This is a genomic window from Terrabacter sp. Root85 (genome assembly GCF_001429185.1).
Lineage (GTDB): Bacteria > Actinomycetota > Actinomycetes > Actinomycetales > Dermatophilaceae > Terrabacter.
In genome coordinates, this window is sequence record NZ_LMIW01000001.1 from 516921 (window position 1) to 534198 (window position 17278).

Annotated in this window: 14 protein-coding genes; 4 read left to right on the plus strand and 10 right to left on the minus strand. The window is 74.3% G+C overall.

Annotated elements, in window-relative coordinates; genetic code table 11:
• Window positions 1–31 precede the first annotated feature (31 nt).
• Window positions 32–2224 (plus strand): glycosyltransferase, encoded by a 2193-nt coding sequence (locus ASE25_RS02490; protein WP_056771842.1) that lies wholly within the window; start codon window positions 32–34, stop codon window positions 2222–2224.
• The gene (locus tag ASE25_RS02495) at window positions 2221–3561 is read left to right on the plus strand and encodes a nucleotide disphospho-sugar-binding domain-containing protein (protein ID WP_056822472.1); all 1341 of its coding nucleotides are present in this window, start codon (window positions 2221–2223) and stop codon (window positions 3559–3561) included. Before ASE25_RS02490 ends, ASE25_RS02495 begins: the two co-directional genes overlap by 4 nt.
• A 77-nt stretch (window positions 3562–3638) precedes the next feature.
• Here ASE25_RS02495 and ASE25_RS02500 read toward each other — a convergent pair whose 3' ends face one another.
• From ASE25_RS02500 to ASE25_RS02545, 10 genes are all read right to left on the minus strand, one after another.
• Entirely contained in the window at window positions 3639–4817 is a 1179-nt protein-coding gene (locus ASE25_RS02500) for a guanine deaminase (protein WP_235508506.1), read from the minus strand.
• A 129-nt stretch (window positions 4818–4946) separates the two neighbouring features.
• Window positions 4947–5780 carry a xanthine dehydrogenase accessory protein XdhC gene (gene xdhC, locus ASE25_RS02505; RefSeq protein WP_056822474.1) on the minus strand — a complete coding sequence of 278 codons (834 nt, stop codon included), beginning with the start codon at window positions 5778–5780 and terminating at the stop codon, window positions 4947–4949.
• Window position 5781: 1 nt separating this feature from the next.
• Window positions 5782–8253, minus strand: a complete 2472-nt coding sequence (gene xdhB, locus ASE25_RS02510) for a xanthine dehydrogenase molybdopterin binding subunit (RefSeq protein ID WP_056822476.1) — start codon at window positions 8251–8253, stop codon at window positions 5782–5784.
• The gene (locus tag ASE25_RS02515) at window positions 8250–9716 is read right to left on the minus strand and encodes a xanthine dehydrogenase small subunit (protein WP_056822478.1); all 1467 of its coding nucleotides are present in this window, start codon (window positions 9714–9716) and stop codon (window positions 8250–8252) included. Before ASE25_RS02515 ends, xdhB begins: the two co-directional genes overlap by 4 nt.
• A gap of 54 nt (window positions 9717–9770) precedes the next feature.
• The gene (gene ribA / locus ASE25_RS02520; protein ID WP_200958950.1) at window positions 9771–10385 is read right to left on the minus strand and encodes a GTP cyclohydrolase II; all 615 of its coding nucleotides are present in this window, start codon (window positions 10383–10385) and stop codon (window positions 9771–9773) included.
• Between the two features lie 68 nt (window positions 10386–10453).
• On the minus strand, window positions 10454–11149 hold the full coding sequence (locus ASE25_RS02525; protein ID WP_082619394.1) for a RibD family protein: 696 nt from the start codon (window positions 11147–11149) through the stop codon (window positions 10454–10456).
• Complete coding sequence (locus ASE25_RS02530; RefSeq protein ID WP_056822479.1) at window positions 11142–12125, minus strand: lysylphosphatidylglycerol synthase transmembrane domain-containing protein; 984 nt, start codon at window positions 12123–12125, stop codon at window positions 11142–11144. Before ASE25_RS02530 ends, ASE25_RS02525 begins: the two co-directional genes overlap by 8 nt.
• 83 nt (window positions 12126–12208) lie before the next feature.
• Entirely contained in the window at window positions 12209–13270 is a 1062-nt protein-coding gene (locus ASE25_RS02535; RefSeq protein ID WP_082622649.1) for a glycosyltransferase family 4 protein, read from the minus strand.
• A complete protein-coding gene (locus ASE25_RS02540) occupies window positions 13258–13656 on the minus strand; it encodes a 6-carboxytetrahydropterin synthase (RefSeq protein ID WP_056822482.1) in 399 nt (132 codons plus the stop codon). Before ASE25_RS02540 ends, ASE25_RS02535 begins: the two co-directional genes overlap by 13 nt.
• 11 nt (window positions 13657–13667) lie before the next feature.
• Complete coding sequence (locus tag ASE25_RS02545; RefSeq protein ID WP_056822484.1) at window positions 13668–14660, minus strand: zinc-binding alcohol dehydrogenase; 993 nt, start codon at window positions 14658–14660, stop codon at window positions 13668–13670.
• A gap of 92 nt (window positions 14661–14752) precedes the next feature.
• On the opposite strand from ASE25_RS02545, the gene ASE25_RS23115 reads away from it, so the two are divergent.
• Both ASE25_RS23115 and ASE25_RS02555 read left to right on the plus strand, forming a co-directional pair.
• Complete coding sequence (locus ASE25_RS23115; RefSeq protein WP_235508507.1) at window positions 14753–15547, plus strand: CDP-alcohol phosphatidyltransferase family protein; 795 nt, start codon at window positions 14753–14755, stop codon at window positions 15545–15547.
• Complete coding sequence (locus ASE25_RS02555; protein WP_056822488.1) at window positions 15544–17214, plus strand: hypothetical protein; 1671 nt, start codon at window positions 15544–15546, stop codon at window positions 17212–17214. Before ASE25_RS23115 ends, ASE25_RS02555 begins: the two co-directional genes overlap by 4 nt.
• Window positions 17215–17278: the final 64 nt, after the last annotated feature.

Consider the following 17278-nt stretch of genomic DNA (forward strand, 5'->3'; position numbering starts at 1 on the left):
TCTTTGCGATCGGACGCTTAAGGTCGGAGCCATGGACCCCCGCTCCGCGCTCGAGGCGGTCCGGACCGCTCCCACCCTCCTCGAAGCCATGCGGGCAGCGTCGACGCTCACCGATGTCACGGCGCAGGCGGACGGTGACGCCGTCCGTGACCTGATCTCGGCCACGCTCTCCGACGATCCCCTGACCGCCCTCGCCGCCGTCCACGCGCTCGGCGTCTGTGACGACCCCACCGCGGCACCAGCACTCGCACGCCTGGTGGCTGACGGGCGGCGCCACGTGGCGGAGCACGCGCTCGACGCGCTGCGGCACACGGCTCCCGTCGACGAGGCGCTGCCCCACCTCGTCAGCGCGAGCCGCGACGGCGGCTTCACTGGGATGCTGGCCCAGCGCACCCTCGAGAGCTGGGCGGTGCGGCAGCCGGACCGGGTGCGTGGTGCCGTGCTGACCCGCCTGGCGGCAACGGCCGACGACGACGGCCGCGCCAGACTGGCCGAGACACTGGGGCTGGTGCCCGGCGCAGCGACCACGACGGCGCTCGTGGCTCTCGCGGCAGACGACACCGAGGCGCTCCCGGTGCGCGCGGCCGCGACGGCCGCCCTCGGCGACGGACCCGCGGCCGACCACAGCGCCGAGGCGCTCCTCGTGTCGTTGGCCCGCACGGTCGGCCCTCTGGCCCAGACCGCCCGGCTCGCCCTCTTCGACCTGCGTCCGACCCCCGCACCGCCCGTGCCCGACGGGTTGACCGTCGTGCAGCTCTTCCTCCACTCCGACATCGACGGGCAGCTGCACCATTCCGGCCGGGGCGACACGGGCGGCATCGCCACGCTGCTCGTGCACCTCGGGGACGCCCTGCTGCGCGGCGAGCCCGCGATGGCTCGGGTCATCACCGTGTCGGGCGGCAGCCCCGAGCCGACCCAGTTCCCCTCAGGACGTCCGTCCGCCGCGCCCGGTGGCCACCTCGGCTCCTCGCTGCTCGCGAGGGGCCACCACTACGCCAAGGTGCCGCTGTCGGGTCCTGTGGGGGTGAGCCGTGCGTGGCCTGCGCGGGTCGCGGCGCGCCGCGGGATCCGGCGGGTCCTCCGGACCGCCGGTCGCGTCGACGCGATCCACCTGCGGATGGCCGACGTCGGGTCCATGGCCGCCGCAGAAGTGGCGGACGAGCTCGGCATCCCCGTCGTGCTGACCGTCGCGCCCGACCCCCAGGCCCTCATCGACGCGCGGGACCACGCCGGGACGTTGACCCGTGCCGGGTTCGACGAAGCCGATCTCGTGGAGCACCTGTGGTTCCGCGACCAGCTGCTCCGCGACCTCGCCGCGCGCGCCTCCCACCTCGTGCTCTTCCCGCGCCCACGGGTCGGCGACGACCTGCGGCGCTACCTCGGGATCGACATCGACGTGCAGCGAGACCGCCTCACCGTCGTCGGCGAGGGCATCGACGTGGCAGGTGTCGACCGCATCGTCGGCGAGACCCTCGATGGGTCGGGACGTCGCCGCGGGTCCGGCGTCGCATCCGCACTCGACGAGCTCGACACCCTCCTCGACACCCTCCCCGACGACCGCCGAGCCCTGCCGACCGTCGTGTCGGTCGGTCGGCTCAACCCCGTCAAAGGGATGGCGACCCTCGTGCGGGCCTGGCGCGACGACGCCCGGCTGCGCGAGCGCTGCAACCTGCTCGTCGTGGGCGGCGACCTCGACCACCCGAGCGACGAGGAGGCAGCCGAGCTGGCCCGGATCGACGCCGTCGTGCCTGCCGCCGAGGCGGCCGACCTGGGGCTGCTCGTGGCCGGGCACCGTCCCAACGCGACGACCATCGCGTGGCTCGCGCGGCTGCGCGGACGTCCGGGCGACACGGCGCCGCCCGGGGTCTACGTGAGCGCGAGCCTCAAGGAGGAGTTCGGCATCGCGATCCTCGAGGCGATGGCCGTCGGGCTCGTCGTCGTCGCACCAGACGGCGGGGGCCCGGCGACCTACGTCGCCCACGGGAAGACGGGCATCCTCGCCGACACGTCCAGTGCCGCCGGCCTCGCGGGCGCGACCCACGCCGCCCTCGACCTCGCAGCCGCACCGGCCGCCGACACCCGGAAGGCGCAGGCCCGGGACATGGTGCGCACGCGGTTCGGCATCGACACGATGGCCGCGTCGCTCGCCGGGGTCTACCGTGAGGTGGCGCCGCAGCGAGCGGGCGAGCCGCGCCTTTCCGACGCCGTGGAGGGAGCCTCGTGACGCTGCTCGTCATCAGCCCTGACTACGCCTCCCACCTCTACCCTCTCGCCACCCTCGCCACGGCCTGGCGTGATGCGGGTGAGCGCGTCGTCGTCGCCACCGGCACGGCCACCGATGCCCTCGTCACCGCCTTCGGCTACGAGCGCGAGCACCTGCAGCTGGGACGCGGCTCGAACCCGGGCGTCATCCGGGCCGAGGAGCAACCGGCGGGCGAGGACGACTCGCTCCGTGGGTTCTTCGAGGCGACGCGGCTCGGCGCCGTCGAGACGCTGGCCTACCAGGCCCGGGCGCGCGGTGACGACCTCCTCTGGAACGCCGTGGGCGTGGCCCGGGCCGTGCACGACGTCGTCGACCGGGTGCGCCCGGACACGGTCGTCGTCGACCACCTCGCCTTCGGTGCGCGACTGGGTCTCGCCAGCAGGGGCACCAGCCACGCCGACGTCGTGCTGGGTCACCCGTCCGCTCTCACCGTCGGCGACGAGGTCTACGGCTACCCGCCCGCCTGGCCGCGTGCCTTCACGCCCGGGCCGGACGCGCTCGCCGAGCTGCGGCGCCTCTCGGAGCAGGTGCGCGACGACTTCACCGCGCAGTGGAACACCGCACTGGCGCAGCTGTCGCCGGGGGCCACGCCGAGCGTCGACGCCTTCGCCGAGACCGGCGACGTCCTCATGCTCAACTACCCCGCGGAACTGCACGACCACGACCGCACCGCCCTGCTCCCGCGCCACACCTTCCTCGGCTCCGCGGTGCGGGCCGAGGCCCCGGACGAGGAGGTCGAGGCGTGGCTCGGCCGCAGCGACCAGCCGGTCGTCTACGTCAGCCTCGGCAGCTTCCTCTCCGCCCGCTCCGACCTGCTCGCGACGATCGTCGAGGCGCTGCGCCCGCTGGACGTCCGCGTCGCCCTGGCCCACGGGTCGACGCCGCGCCCCCTGCTGGGTGCTCTCCCGGAGTCGTGGCTCGTACGCGAGATGCTCCCGCAGGTGACCCTGCTCGGTCACGCTTCCGTGGCCGTCTCGCACGGCGGCAACAACAGCGTCACCGAGTCACTGACAGCCGGCGTCCCCCTGCTCCTCCTCCCCCTCTCCACCGACCAGTTCGCCGGCGCCGCCGCCGTCGAGGTGCAGCGGCTGGGCGAGGTGCTCGACCCCAACCGCGCCGACGCCGCTGCGATCCGCTCGGCCGCCGAGCGCCTGATGGGTCCCGCGGACTCCGTGGACCGCGCGGGGCTACACCGGCTGGGTGCGTCGATGCGCGAGCATCCGGGCCCCCTTCGGGCCCGCGACGCACTGACGCGGCAGACCACGCCCGCAGGCGGGAGCGGTCCCGCAACGCTCTGAGCCTCACCCCGGCGCGTGGGGACGTCCACCTCGGCAGGTGGGGCGGCGGCATACGCCCTCGGTCGGGCGGGGGCACGTCAGCGGGGGCGTGGGCTCCGCCACCGGCCGGCGGCGATCTGCTCGCCCCCGACCCACACGCCGCCGACGTCGGAGGTCGTCCCCAGCGCGAAGACCTTGGAGAGCGCGTCGTCGGGGGACGATGCGTTGTCGAGGCCCACGGCGAGCGGGTCGCCGGACTCGGGCAGCACCCAGACGGCGTCGAACTGCTTGCCGACCGAGAGGTCACCCACGTCGTCACCGAGCCCGAGCGCGTCGGCGCCCGCCCCGGTGCTCAGCCAGAGCAGGTGGGCCGAGGTCAGCAGCATCCCGTCCGGGCCGAGGAGCTGCTGGACGAAGTAGGCCTGCAGTCCCTCCTTGAACAGCGAGAAGCCGGTGCCGGCGCCGACGTCCGAGCCGAGGGCGACGCGCACCCCGGCCTCGACGTGACGACGGAGCGGGAAGAGCCCGCTGCCGAGCGCCGCGTTGCTCGTGGGGCAGTGCGCCACGGCGGCGCCGCGACCGGCGAGCGTGCTCAGCTCGGCATCGGTCGGGTGGACGTCGTGAGCGAGCACCGACCTCGGCGTGACGAGGCCGAAGCGGTCGTAGGTGTCCACGTAGGAGGCCCCGCCGAAGAGGGCGGCGACCTCGCTGATCTCGTGGAGGTTCTCGTTGAGGTGCGAGGTGAAGAGCGACCCCGGCACCTCGGCGAAGGTGGCGGCACAGGCCTCGAGCACCCCCTCGCTCGCCGAGAGGGAGAAGCGTGGTGTGACGGCGTAGCGCAGCCGGCCCTTGCCGTGCCAGCGGGCCGCGAGCTGGCGCGACTCGGCGTAGGCGCGCTCGGGGGTCGTGAGCAGCGGCTCGGGCAGCAGCCGGTCCGAGGTCACGAGGCCGGTCGCGACCCGCAGGCCCCAGTGGTCGGCCGCCTCGAACATCACGTCGACGGCCGGGGCCTGGTGGGCCCCGAAGACGAGTGCGGTCGTCGTCCCGGCGTCGACGAGCCCCGCCACGAAGTCACGGGCCACGCCCCGGGCGTGGTCGACGTCGGCGAGCCGCATCTCCTCCGGCAGGGCATAGCGGTCCAGCCAGTCGAGCAGCGGCAGGCCGAGCCCGCCGATGACGCGCACCTGGGGGAAGTGCACGTGCGTGTCGACGAGCCCCGGCAGGAGCAGACCCTCGCGCAGGTCGAGGACCGGCTCGTCGGGATGCTCCGCGCGCACCACGTCGAAGGGGCCCGCGGGCCGTGATGACGCCGTCCCCGACGAGCAGCCCGCAGTCGTCGTCGGACCGGAGCGTGCCTCCGGCGAAGGGGCTCGTCGGCGTGTCGAGGACGCGCACCCTGAAGATCGTCACGGACGGGTGCCCGGCGTCGGGCGCTCGAGCTGCCGCTCCCGCTCGAAGGCCGCGAGCAGGTCGACCGCGACCGCCACGGCGATGGTCGCCGGGCTCTTGCCGGTGAGCCCGGGCGCCCCGATCGGCGTCGTGATCCTGCCCAGGTCCTGCGCCGAATGGCCTTCTGCCGCAAGGCGTTGCTCGAAGCGGCGCCACTTCACCGACGACCCGATGAGCCCGATCGAGCCCAGGTGCGAGCACCTCAGGGCGGCGTCGCACAGCGCGACGTCCTCGGCGTGGTCATGGGTCATGACGAGCACGTGAGTGCCGCGCGGGACCTGCCCGAGCACGAGCTCCGGCACGGGCGCGTGGTGGACGTGCACACCGGCCACGGCGTCGGCGAGCCCCGCGAGTCGTCCCGCGGCCACGCGGTCGGCCCGGCCGTCGACGAGGTGCAGCTCGAGGTCGTGTCGGCTGAGGATGCGCGCCAGCTCGGCGCCGACGTGCCCCATCCCGAAGATCGCCACGGAGGGCACGACGGGCAGCGGCTCGAGCAGCAGCGACACCTCGCCCCCGCAGCACTGCTGGCCGTGCTCGACCGGGGCGCGCTCGTTGAGCGCCAGGTCCAGCTGCTCGGGAGCGACCTCGCCCCGGGCGAGCATCGCGCGCGCCCGCTCGACGGCCGTCGCCTCGAGGTTGCCACCGCCGATGCTGCCCCACGCGTCGTCGGGCGAGACGACCATCTTGGCGCCGGGCTCGCGCGGGGCGTGGCCGCGGACGGCCGCGACCGTCACGAGCACGCCGGGGATCCGGTCTGCACGCAGCCGCTGGGCTGCCGAGAGCCAGTGCACGTCAGTCACCCCTCCCGGCGGCGACCTGCTCCGAGTGCGGGCGCAGCGGGTGCCCGTCGGGGTCCGCACGCTCGGGCGCGACGCCGACGCCCTGGCGCCCGCCCCGTACGACCGCCACCGTGTGCGGCGGCTGGCCGGCGCCTCGTGCCTGCTGGACGGCCCAGAAGACCGCCTCGGGGGTGGCCGGCGACGCGAGGTCGACCTGCGTGCCGTCGGGCCCGAAGGCGGCGGCCGCCTGGCGCAGGGCTTCGCGGACCGACATGGCGAGCATGAGCGGGGGCTCCCCGACGGCCTTGGACCCGTAGACGACGCCGTCCTCGGTGGCGCGCTCGAGCAGTGCGACGTTGAAGACCTCGGGCATCTCCGAGAAGCTCGGCAGCTTGTAGGTGCTCGCCGATGCCGTGGCGAGCCGGCCGCGTGTCGGGCCGGAGGACTCGTCCCACCGGAGGTCCTCGAGGGTGAGCCAGCCCGCACCCTGCACGAAGCCACCCTCGATCTGGCCGAGGTCGACGAGCGGAGAGAGCGAGTCACCCACGTCGTGCACGATGTCGACCCGGCGCAGCCGGTAGGCGCCGGTGAAGCCGTCGACCTCGACCTCGGCTGCCGCGGCGCCGTAGGAGAAGTACTTGAACGGCGAGCCCTGCATCCTGGTCGAGTCCCAGTGGAGTCCCTCGGTGCGGTAGAAGCCGGCCGCCCAGAGCTGGACCCGTTGGTAGTAGGCCTCACTCACGAGATCGGCCCAGGCCACCTCTGCTGCGCCTGACGCCGCTCCCGACGCCGCTCGCGCGCACCCGTCCTCGAACCGCACGTCCTCGGCGGGGACGCCCAGCCGGGCGGCGGCCACGGCGCGGAGCCGCTCGAGGATCTGCTCACAGGCGTCCTTGACCGCTGCGCCGTTGAGGTCGGCCCCCGAGCTCGCCGCCGTCGCAGACGTGTTGGGCACCTTGTCGGTGCGCGTCGGCGCCAGCCGGACGAGCGACAGGGGGACGGCGAGCGACGTCGCGGCGACCTGCAGCATCTTCGTGTGCAGGCCCTGGCCCATCTCGGTCCCACCGTGCGTGATGAGGACCGAGCCGTCCTTGTAGACGTGCACGAGCGCCCCGGCCTGGTTGAAGGCGGTGAAGTTGAAGGAGATCCCGAACTTCACCGGGGTGACGGCCAGGGCCCGCTTCGTGTGCTCGTGGGACGCGTTGTACGCGGCGATCGCCGCCGAGCGCTCCGTGAGCTCGCCGGTCGTCAGCACCTGCTCCCAGCACGCGACGGCCCGCTCGGGGTGACGGACGACCTGGCCGTACGGCGTGGCCTCGCCCTCCGCGTAGAAGTTGCGCCGCCGCAGCTCGACGGGGTCGATCCCGAGCAGCGGGGCGCAGCGGCCGAGGACGTCCTCGATGACGAGCATCCCCTGGGGTCCGCCGAACCCGCGGAACGCCGTCTGGGACGTCTTGTGGGTCCGGGCGATCCGCCCGTCGGCCCGCAGGTGGGGGATCCAGTACGCGTTGTCGACGTGACAGAGCGCCCGCGCCAGCACGGGCTCGGAGAGGTCGAGGCTCCAGCCGCCGTCGGAGGTCAGGGTGGCATCGAGCGCCTGGATGCGACCGTCAGCGTCGAACGCGGCGCGCCACTGCGCGTGGAAGCCGTGCCGCTTGCCCGTCATCGTCAGGTCCTGGGTCCGGGTGAGGCGCAGGCGCACCGGGCGCCCGGTCAGGACGGCTCCCAGCGCGGCGACGGCTGCGTAGCCGTGCGGCTGCATCTCCTTGCCGCCGAAGCCTCCTCCCATCCGCAGGCACTGGACCGTGACGGCGTGACTCGCCAGGCCCAGCACGTGCGCCACGATCTGCTGGGTCTCCGTCGGGTGCTGGGTGCTGCTCTGGACGAAGACCTGTCCGCCCTCGTCGACGTGGGCGAGCGAGCAGTGCGTCTCGAGGTAGAAGTGCTCCTGCCCGGCGAGGTCGAGCTCGCCGCTGAACACGTGCTCGGCCGCGACGAAGGCCTCGTCGACCTGCCCGCGCTCGAGCCGCGGCTGGCCGCCCTGGAAGCTGCCGGCCTCGATCGCCTCGCGGACGGTGACGACCGAGGGCAGCGGCTCGTAGTCCACCTCGACGGCCAGGGCCCCGAGCCGGGCCGCCTCGAGGGTGTCGGCCAGGACCCAGCACACGGCGTGACCGAAGAACATCACCTCGGACGGGAAGAGCGGCTCGTCGTGCTTGACGCCGGCGTCGTTGACGCCGGGCACGTCGGCAGCGGTGAGGACGCGGACGACGCCCGGAACCGTGAGTGCTGGGTCGGGGTCCAGCCGCGTCACGCGGGCGTGGGCGTGCGGTGCCTGGACGGGGTGGGCGTGCAGGACCCCAAGGGTCCGCACGCTGAGGTCATCGGTGTAGAGCGCGTCGCCGGTGACGTGAAGGGCGGCCGACTCGTGCGGGATCGGCTGTCCGACGACGGAATCCGCGGCCCGGCGCGACAGGGACGTCATGCGCCCACCCCGTCGGCAGACTGCTCGTCCCCATGGAGGCGAAGGAGTGAGGTCCCGAGCACCGCGATGCGGTAGGCCGCGCTGGCCCGGTGGTCGTCGAGCGGGGTGCCCTCCCCCCGCATCACCTCGGCGGCCGCCTGCACCGTCGCCGCGGTCCAGGCCCGGCCCTCCAGGGCTGCCTCGGTGGCGAGCGCCCTGACGGGGGTGGCCGCCACGCCGCCGAGACCGATGCGCGCCCGCCGGACGGAGCCGTCGACGACATCGAGGGCCACGGCGACGGCGACGCTGGAGATGTCGTCGTAGCGGCGCTTGGCGACCTTGTGGAAGGCCGTGGTCGGGCTGAGCGGCAGGGGGATCCGCACCGCACGGATCAGCTCGTCGGGGCGGCGCACGCTCTGCCGGTAACCGGTCCAGTAGTCGGCGAGCGGCACCTGCCGGTCCCCGTCCGGACTCGCCAGCACCATGACGGCCTCGAGCGCGAGCAGGGCGGGCGGCAGGTCACCGATCGGCGAGCCCGTGCCGAGGTTGCCGCCGAGGGTCGCCCCGTTGCGGATGAGCCGGGAGGCGAACTGAGGGAACACCTGGTCGAGCAGCGGGATCCGCCCGGCCAGCTCGCGCTCGACCTCGGTGAGGGTCAAAGCGGCGCCGATCTCGACGGCCTCGTCATCGACCTCGAGGCGGCGCAGCTCGGGCAGACGGTCGATGCCGATGACGAACGGCGCCCTGGTGCCACGGAGGTTGACGTCGACGCCCCAGTCGGTCGAGCCGGCGACGACCGCCGCGCCCGGATGTGCCGCGAGCAGCTCGAGCGCCTCGTCGAGGTCGGCTGCCCGGGCATAGGTGCCGGTCGCCCCCGAGAGTCGGGTCCCGACCGGAGGTGGCGGCGCGCTCGAGCGCCGCGAGGCGAGCGCGTCGTCGGCCGCCGGGGAGTCGAGCACGAAGGCTGCGTCCCGGATCGGCCGGTAGCCGGTGCATCGGCACAGGTTGCCGGAGAGCGCCCCGAGCCGGAAGCCGTTGGGCCCCGACTCGTGCGCGTCCGCGTCGCTGCCCACACGGGCCGCGTCGTCCTGCCGGTCGGCCCGGTAGTACTCGGCAGCCATGGAGCAGACGAAACCGGGCGTGCAGTAGCCGCACTGCGACCCGCCTCGCACCGCCATCTCGTGCTGCACGGGGTGCAGGTGCTGGGGCGTCCCCAGTCCCTCGGCGGTGACGACCTCCTGGCCGTCCAACGAGGCGGCCGGCAGGAGGCAGGCGTTGACGGCCGTCCACTCGGTGCCCGACCCACCGTCGGGGCGGGCCACGAGCACCGCGCAGGCGCCACACTCCCCCTCGGCGCACCCCTCCTTGGCCCCGGTGAGCCCCTGCCCCCGCAGCCAGTCGAGGGCATTGGTCGCGGGGTCGGTGCCCGCCAGACCGCGCTCGGTGCCATTGACCGTCACCGAGAGGCGCTGCCCCGGCGTCATCCGAAAGTCCCGTCGTCCACGGACCCATGATGCACCGCCGGGTGCTGCGGTCAATCAGGGCTGGACGTTCAGGTCGAGGGTGTGCGCGCCACGCACGACCTTCGTCGCGAGGTAGTGGGCGTTCGCGTCAGACAGGTGGACGCCGGTCGGGACGCGACGGGCCACGGTGACCCCGAGCGCCCGCAGCTGATCCACCTTGTCGGGGTTGTTGCTGAGCAGCTCGACGCGGCTCACGCCCAGCGCACCGAGCATCTGCGCCGCGACGGTGTAGTCCCGCTCGTCCTCGCCGTAGCCGAGCGCGACGTTCGCCTCGTAGGTGTCGAGGCCCGCGTCCTGGAGCACGTATGCGTCGAGCTTCGGGTAGAGCCCGATGCCGCGGCCCTCCTGCCGCAGGTAGAGCAGGAACCCGCCGCTCGCGTCGAGGCGCTCGACCGACTCGCGCAGCTGGGCGCCGCAGTCGCACCGCCCGCTGCCGAAGACGTCACCGGTCAGGCACTCGCTGTGCAGCCGGGTCGGCGTCGGGTCACGGTCGCAGGCCCCTGGACCGGGGGCGTCCGCACGGTCCCCGAGACCCAGCGCGACGTGCTCGCGCCCGTCGGCGAGACCGTCGAAGGTGAAGACCCGCGCCGTCGTCGCGAAACCGTCGGCGAAGGTGACCGGTACGAGCACGTGGGTGCGGATGCGGGCCGGTGGGGGTCCCGGAGCAGCCGCCGGTGCGCGACTCGGCGCCCCGGGGATCACGCGCTCTCCCGGAAACGCGGCGACAACGCATACCTCAGCAGGACCACGTCGCCGATCTGGCGCACCTCGGCGAGCGTCGCCCGACGGCCGGCGTTCCAGGGGTAGCGCCCGTCACCGACGAACCGGCACGCCGCCGAGTCCCCGACGAAGAAGGGCGCCACGACGAGCTGGAGCTCGTCGGCGAGGTCGTCGGTGAGCAGCTGCGTGTGCACGGTGCCGCCGCCCTCGACCATGAGCCGCCGCACCCCCCGGTCGCCGAGGTCCTCGCAGACGCGGCGCATCGTCGCGGGACGACCGGCATCGACGACGGCCGCAGCCGCACCGAGCCGTCCGCGCGCCTCGGGCACGACGTCGCTGGGGCAGTAGACGATCTTGTCCGCACCGTCGGCCGCGAAGAAGCTTGCGGCGCAGTCGAGCTCGGCCCGTCTCGTGACCGTCACCTTCGTCGGCGACGGGGTGAGACCGCGGGCCACCCGTGCAGCCCGCCGCTCGGGCGAGCGGACGAGCAGGCGCGGGTTGTCGTGACGGATCGTGCTGGCACCGACGAGGATCGCGTCGCTCGCGGCTCGCTCTCCGTCGACACGGTCGAAGTCGGCGTCGTTGGACAGCATGAGCCGGGCCGAGGTGCCGGCACTGAGATAGCCGTCGATCGACATGCCACAGCTGAGCAGGGTGTAGGGGCGGTCAGCCACGGACGGCTCCTTCCGGTGGGAGCGCGGTCGGGGTGCGGGGGCCTCCGCGCCGTGACACGACGAGCAGCGCCGCACCCGGCAGGGCAGCGACGAACGACATCACGCCGTAGACGACGGCGGTCGCCACTCCCCCGGCGACGCCGAGCCCGGCCACGCCGAACACCCAGGCCGCCACCCCTTCACGCGGTCCCCAGCCGGCGACGTTGAGCGGCAGCGCCATCGCCACGAGGACGACGAGCGCGAGCGGCACGAGGTCGGCCACGGGCGCCTCCACCCCGGCACTGCGGGCGGCCAGCACGAAGGTCGCGACGTGCCCGACGACGACGAGCGCCGAGACCACGACGACGCCCGGCCACGTATGCCGTCCCAGGAGTCCGTGACGCACGTCGGCGACCGCGACCCGAAGGACCCGCGAGACCTGCGCGAGGGGCCCGGGTGGCACGGCCGGGGTGCGACCCGAGCGACGCCGCCGGGTCGCCACGACGCCGACCAGAGCGGCGGTCCCGGCGACGAGAACCATGGTGGCCACGGGGGATCCGCCCGGCTGCAGGCGCGACGGCAGCAGCAGCACGGCGCCCAGCGTCAGCCCGAGGAGGACGGCCTGACCGGCCGAGCGCTCCCACACGACCGACCGCACGCCGCGGCTGACGTCGCCGCCGTCACGCCCGTGTCGGACGCCTCGGTGCACGTCGCCGAGCACACCCCCGGGCAGGGTCACGTTGAGGAACTGCGACCGGTAGCACGCGGCGACCGCCGAGCGCAGGGACAGCTCGGACCCGAGGCCCCGGGCCACGAGGACCCACCGCCACGCGCCGCAGACGGTCGTGACCACGGCGATGGCGGCCGCCGCCGCGACCGAACGGGCGTCGACGTGGCGCAGTCCGTCGACGAAGGCGCCACCACCGATGCGCCACACGAGGACGCCGAGGATCACGAGCCCCGCGAGGGGGCGCAGCCAGGACCGGTCGCGCTGCATCTCCTCCGCCCTTTCTGCCCAGGATCTGCCGAGTATCCGCCCGGGACCCCTGATGGTGACGACGTCCGGCTCCACGATCGGGTTCAGCGACCCCCTACCCGCTCGAGCACGGCCGACACGTGTCCTGCGGTCTCCGACCACGATGACAGGGTGTCGCGTCGCGCCAGGGCATTCCGGCGCAGCCGTTCCCGCAGGGCCCCGTCGGTGAGCCACGACCGGAGCGCAACCGCCAGCGCCTCGGGGCTGCCTGCAGGGACGAGCAGCCCGGGCCGCCCGTCACCCGCCTGCCCGACCGCCTCGCGGACGCCACCGACGTCGGTCGCGAGCACCGGGACGCCGCGCGCGAGTGCCTCGGTCACGACCATCCCGTACGTCTCGAGGTGGGAGGGCAGGACGAGGAGGTCGGCGGTGGCATACGTCAGCTCGAGGTCCGCGCCGACGCGCGGTCCCACGAGGTGCACGCGGTCGCCGAGGCCCGCCGACGCGACCCGCCGACGCAGCCCGTCGACGACGTCCGGCTCGCGCGTGAGGGCGCCGACGAGGACGCACGACCACGGGAGGTCGTCCACGAGCGCGAGCGCCGCGAGGAGGTCGGCCTGCCCCTTGAGCGCGGTCACCGCGCCGACGCAGATCAGGCGCCCGCCGTCGGGACCGCCGGCCGCCACGCGCGCCCGGTCGACCCCGGGCCGGGCGACGCGCACGGCCGCGGGAGCGAGGGCGTACGCGTCGAGCAGGACGTCCCGGGTCCACCCGCTCGTCGTCACGACGGCCGCGGCCGCGGTCAGCACCCGGCCCTCAGCCGCGGCCGCGCTCGGGTCAGAAACCCCCAGCGGCAGGTGGACGACGACGACGAGATGGACGCGGTCCGCCGCGGGCACGAGGACGGCGTCCGCGGCCGACGCGACGAGGCCGTCGACGAGCAGCACCGACCCCGTGGGGACGGCCGCGACGACATCGGCCAGGCAGGCCGTCGCTGCCGAGTCCGGGTGTGGCCACCGCCCGGGCACGTGGTGCTCGCTCGCCTGCCACCCGAGGGCACGCAGGCCGTCGAGCACCCTGCGGTCGTAGGTGTTCCCCCCGCTCGGGAGCAGGGGGTCGTCGATCCCGGCCGGGACGACGGCGTGGAACTCCCTCAGAGCTCGCACTCGTAGCTCGCCCAGGCGACGTGTGACTCGTGGAGGGTCACGGCGAGCGCGGTGACCCGGTCGGTGGCGCCGCCGAGGTCACCGGCGCGTATGCGACCCGCGACCCGCTCCGCGATGGTGCGGGCCAGCACCTCGGTCGAGGTGTTGACCCCCGCGAAGTCCGGCTCGTCGTCGAGGTTGCGGTAGCCGAAGGCACCGACGACCTCGCGGACGTGCTGGGTCGCGAGACCGATGTCGACGAGGATGTCGTCGTCGTCGAGCTCGGGACCGCGGAAGGTCACGTCGACGACGAACGTCGCCCCGTGCAACCGCTGCGCCGGACCGAACACCTCCCCCCGGAAGCTGTGCGCGATCATCATGTGGTCCCGGACGGTCACGCTGAACATCGGCTCCCCGCTCAGTGGGTGGGTCGGTAGGAGATCGTGTGGCAGATGGCCGGCAGGGAGCCGTCCGCGAGGCGCGGCATCAGCGCGGGCAGCTCCTCGAAGGGCGAGTCGCCGGTCAGCAGGGCGTCGAAGGCCGGGTCGCGCAGGAGGTCGAGCGCGAGCGCCAGCCGCTCGGCATACGTGTATCTCGAGCGCCTCGCTGCCGCAACGGAACCCACCTGACTGGCTCGGATCCGCAGCCGCGACGAGTGGAACGCTCCGCCGAGCGACAGCTCGACCCGCGCGTCGCCGTACCAGCTGAGGTCGAGCACCGTCGCCTCCGGTGCGAGGAGGTCGAGCGAGAGCTGGAGCCCGGCACCCGTGGCGCTCGTGTGGACGACGAGGTCGTGGCCCCCGCGCACGTCGACGAGGTCGGCCGGCCGCGCGAAGCCGACCCCGAGCGACCCCGCCACCGCCTCCCGCGACGGGTCCACGTCGACGAGGGTCACCCGGCACCCGGGGACCCCGGCGAGCAGGCGCGCGACGCAGCACCCGACCATCCCCGCACCGACGACGGCGACGCGGTCACCGAGCCGCGGAGCGGCGTCCCACAGCGCGTTGACGGCGGTCTCGACGGTGCCGGCGAGCACGGCCCGCCGAGCGGGCACGTCGTCGGGGACGACGACGACCGCCCCGACGGGGACGACGTAGGACGTCTGGTGCGGGTGCAGGCAGAAGACCGTCCTCCCGACGAGACCCGTCGGGCCCTCCTCGACGACGCCGACACCGAGGTAGCCGTACTTCACGGGACCGGGGAAGTCCCCCTCCTGGTGCGGGGCGCGCATGACGGCGTACTGGTCCTCGGGGACTTTCCCACGGAAGACGATCGTCTCGGTGCCGCGGCTCACGCCCGAGTGCAGCGCCCGCACGAGCACCTCGCCCGACCCGGGAGCGGGCACGGTGACCGGCCGGATCTCGCCCCTGCCGGGCTCGACCACCCAGAAAGCCCGCGCATCGGTGGACACGCGACCAGACTAGGGCTGTCCGTGAACTCCGGCGGTGACGACGGCGTCCTTGGATGAAACCTCTCAAGCCCGGTGGAGGCGCAGTGCGTCACGTGACCCCTCACGGCCCGGTCGTCGGGCTCGTCGGCGTGCTGACCCTGCTCGCCGTCCTGGGCCGGGCGACCGACCTCGGCGCAGCCGGCTGGATCGTCGGCCTGGCCTCGGGGGTGGTGCTCTGCGCCCTGCTCACGGCCGGGCTCGTCCGGGCCTCGCGCCGGCGCCTCCTGCCCGCCGACCGTGTCACCCTGTCGAGGGCGGTGCTCGTGTGCGGCGTCGCGGCCCTCGTCGCCGACAGCGTGGCGGGGACCGTGGCGGGGACCGGGGGCACCGACGAGCCGACCGGCGTCCTCGTGGCCCTCGCCTCGGTGGCACTCGTCCTCGATGCGGTGGACGGCCGGGTCGCGCGCCGCACCGGGACCGTCCACCCGCTCGGCGCGCGCTTCGACATGGAGACCGACGCCTTCCTCATCCTCGTCCTCAGCGTGGCCGTCACCCGTGACCTCGGGTGGTGGGTGCTCGGCGTCGGGGTCGCCCGCTACCTCCTGCTGCTCGTCGCGCTCGCGGCCCGATGGGCGCCGTGGCTGCGCGGACAGGTCCCGGCACGTCTGTGGCGCAAGGTGATCGCGGCCTACCAGGGCATCGTCCTCACGGTGGCCGCCGCCGGCATCCTGCCCGCTGTGGCCGCAGCGGTCGCCGTGGCAGCCGGGCTCGGGCTGCTCGTCCTCTCGTTCGGCACCGAGGTCCTCACGCTGCGGCGGATGTCGGTGTCCCGACGCCACGAGGTCGAGGTCCTCGCTCCGCGGCCGGTCGTCGGGCAGATGGCCGTCGACGCGCGCGTGCTGCCGTGACGTCGCCACCCCGGGCCCGGACCGGCCGCCGCGTCGCCGGCCACGTCCTCACCACCCTCGCCGTCCTGCTCGTCTGGGTCGCGCTCGTCGCGCCGAACCCGGCGGTCGGCTGGTCGCCGACACCGCTGGCGCTGCTCCGGATCCCCGTCGAGGGCCTGGTCCTCGTGGCCGGGCTCCTGCTCCTGCGCGGCGTGGCCGCGCGGTCCTTCACGATCGCGGTCGGGCTGGGCCTCGGGGTCCTCCTCGTCGTCCGGGTCCTCGACGCGGCCTTCCTCGCGACGCTCTACCGGACGTTCAACCCGCTCACCGACTGGCGCTACGCCGGGTCGGCCACCGACCTCCTCGGCGACTCGACGGGTCCGGTGACGGCGGTGGTGGCCGTCGTCGCGGCGGGGCTGCTCCTGCTCGGCATCGTCGTGCTGACGCCCCTGGCCGTGCGACGGGTCGGGCGGGTCGTCGATCGCCACCAGACCGGCGCGACGCGCGCCCTCGTGGCCGGGGCGGTCGCCTGGGGCGTCTGCGCCTCGCTCGGGCTCGGCGTCACGGCAGACCTGCCCGCCGCGTCGTCGAGCACGGCGGCCCTCGCCGGCCGCGAGTTCACGTCGGTGCGCGACGGCCTCCACGACCAGGACGTCTTCGCCGCGCAGATCACCGTCGACCCGTACCGCGACACCGCGCCGGGCGGTCTGCTGACCGCGTTGCGCGGCAAGGACGTCGTCGTCGTCTTCGTCGAGAGCTACGGCAAGGTCGCCGTCGACGAGAGCCCCGACGTGGCAAGGGCGCTCACGGCCGGGACGAACGGGCTGAAGGCCTCCGGCTACACGACGCGCAGCGCGTGGCTCACGTCCCCCACCTTCGGCGGGATCAGCTGGCTCGCCCACTCCACCCTCCAGTCCGGACTCTGGGTGAGCAGTCAGCGGCGCTACGACCAGCTCCTCGACACCGCGACGTCGGCCGACCGCCGCCTCACCCTCGCCGGTGCCTTCGCCCGCGCCGGGTGGCGCACCGTCGACGTCATCCCGGCCAACCGTCACGACTGGCCCGAGGGCAAGGCCTTCTACGGCTACGACACCGTCTACGACGCACGCACCCTGGGCTATGCCGGGCCCGGTTTCGGCTACGCACCGATGCCCGACCAGTACACGCTGTCAGCCTTCGACCGGCTCGAGCTGCAGCGCCGCCCACCCGGTCGACGGCCGCCGGTCATGGCCGAGATCGACCTCGTGACGAGCCACGTCCCCTGGGCGCCGCTGCCGCGGCTGCTCGACTGGGCGGCGATCGGCGACGGCTCCCCCTACCTCGCCCAGGCGGGGCTCGCGACGCCACGCGACGTGGTGTGGAGCAGTCCCGAGAGGGTGCGGGCGGCATACGGCCAGACGGTCGCGTACTCCCTCGACAGCGTCGTGTCGTTCCTGCGCGCGACCCACGACGACGACCTCGTCGTCCTCGTGCTCGGCGACCACCAGCCGGTCAGCATCGTCTCGGGCGACCACGCCGGGCACGACGTGCCCGTCAGCATCGTCGCCCGCGACCCGGCCGTGCTCGCGCGCATCTCCTCGTGGGGCTGGCAGGACGGGCTGCGACCCGGACCCGCCGCCCCGGTCTGGCCGATGGACCGCTTCCGCGACCGCTTCCTCGCCGCCTACGGGCCGACCGCCGGCGGCTGAACCGGCGCCCACGACGGAGCGTCTTCAGGGGAAGGGAGTCCAACACCGCGACGCCAACGGGACG

Coding starts and splice junctions, on each gene's coding strand:
- ASE25_RS02490 (WP_056771842.1), top strand. CDS start 32: ATGGACCCCCGCTCCGCGCTCGAGGCGGTCCGGACCGCTCCCACCCTC.
- xdhB (WP_056822476.1), bottom strand. CDS start 8,253: ATGACGTCCCTGTCGCGCCGGGCCGCGGATTCCGTCGTCGGACAGCCG.
- ASE25_RS02515 (WP_056822478.1), bottom strand. CDS start 9,716: ATGACGCCGGGGCAGCGCCTCTCGGTGACGGTCAATGGCACCGAGCGC.
- ASE25_RS02530 (WP_056822479.1), bottom strand. CDS start 12,125: ATGCAGCGCGACCGGTCCTGGCTGCGCCCCCTCGCGGGGCTCGTGATC.
- ASE25_RS02540 (WP_056822482.1), bottom strand. CDS start 13,656: ATGTTCAGCGTGACCGTCCGGGACCACATGATGATCGCGCACAGCTTC.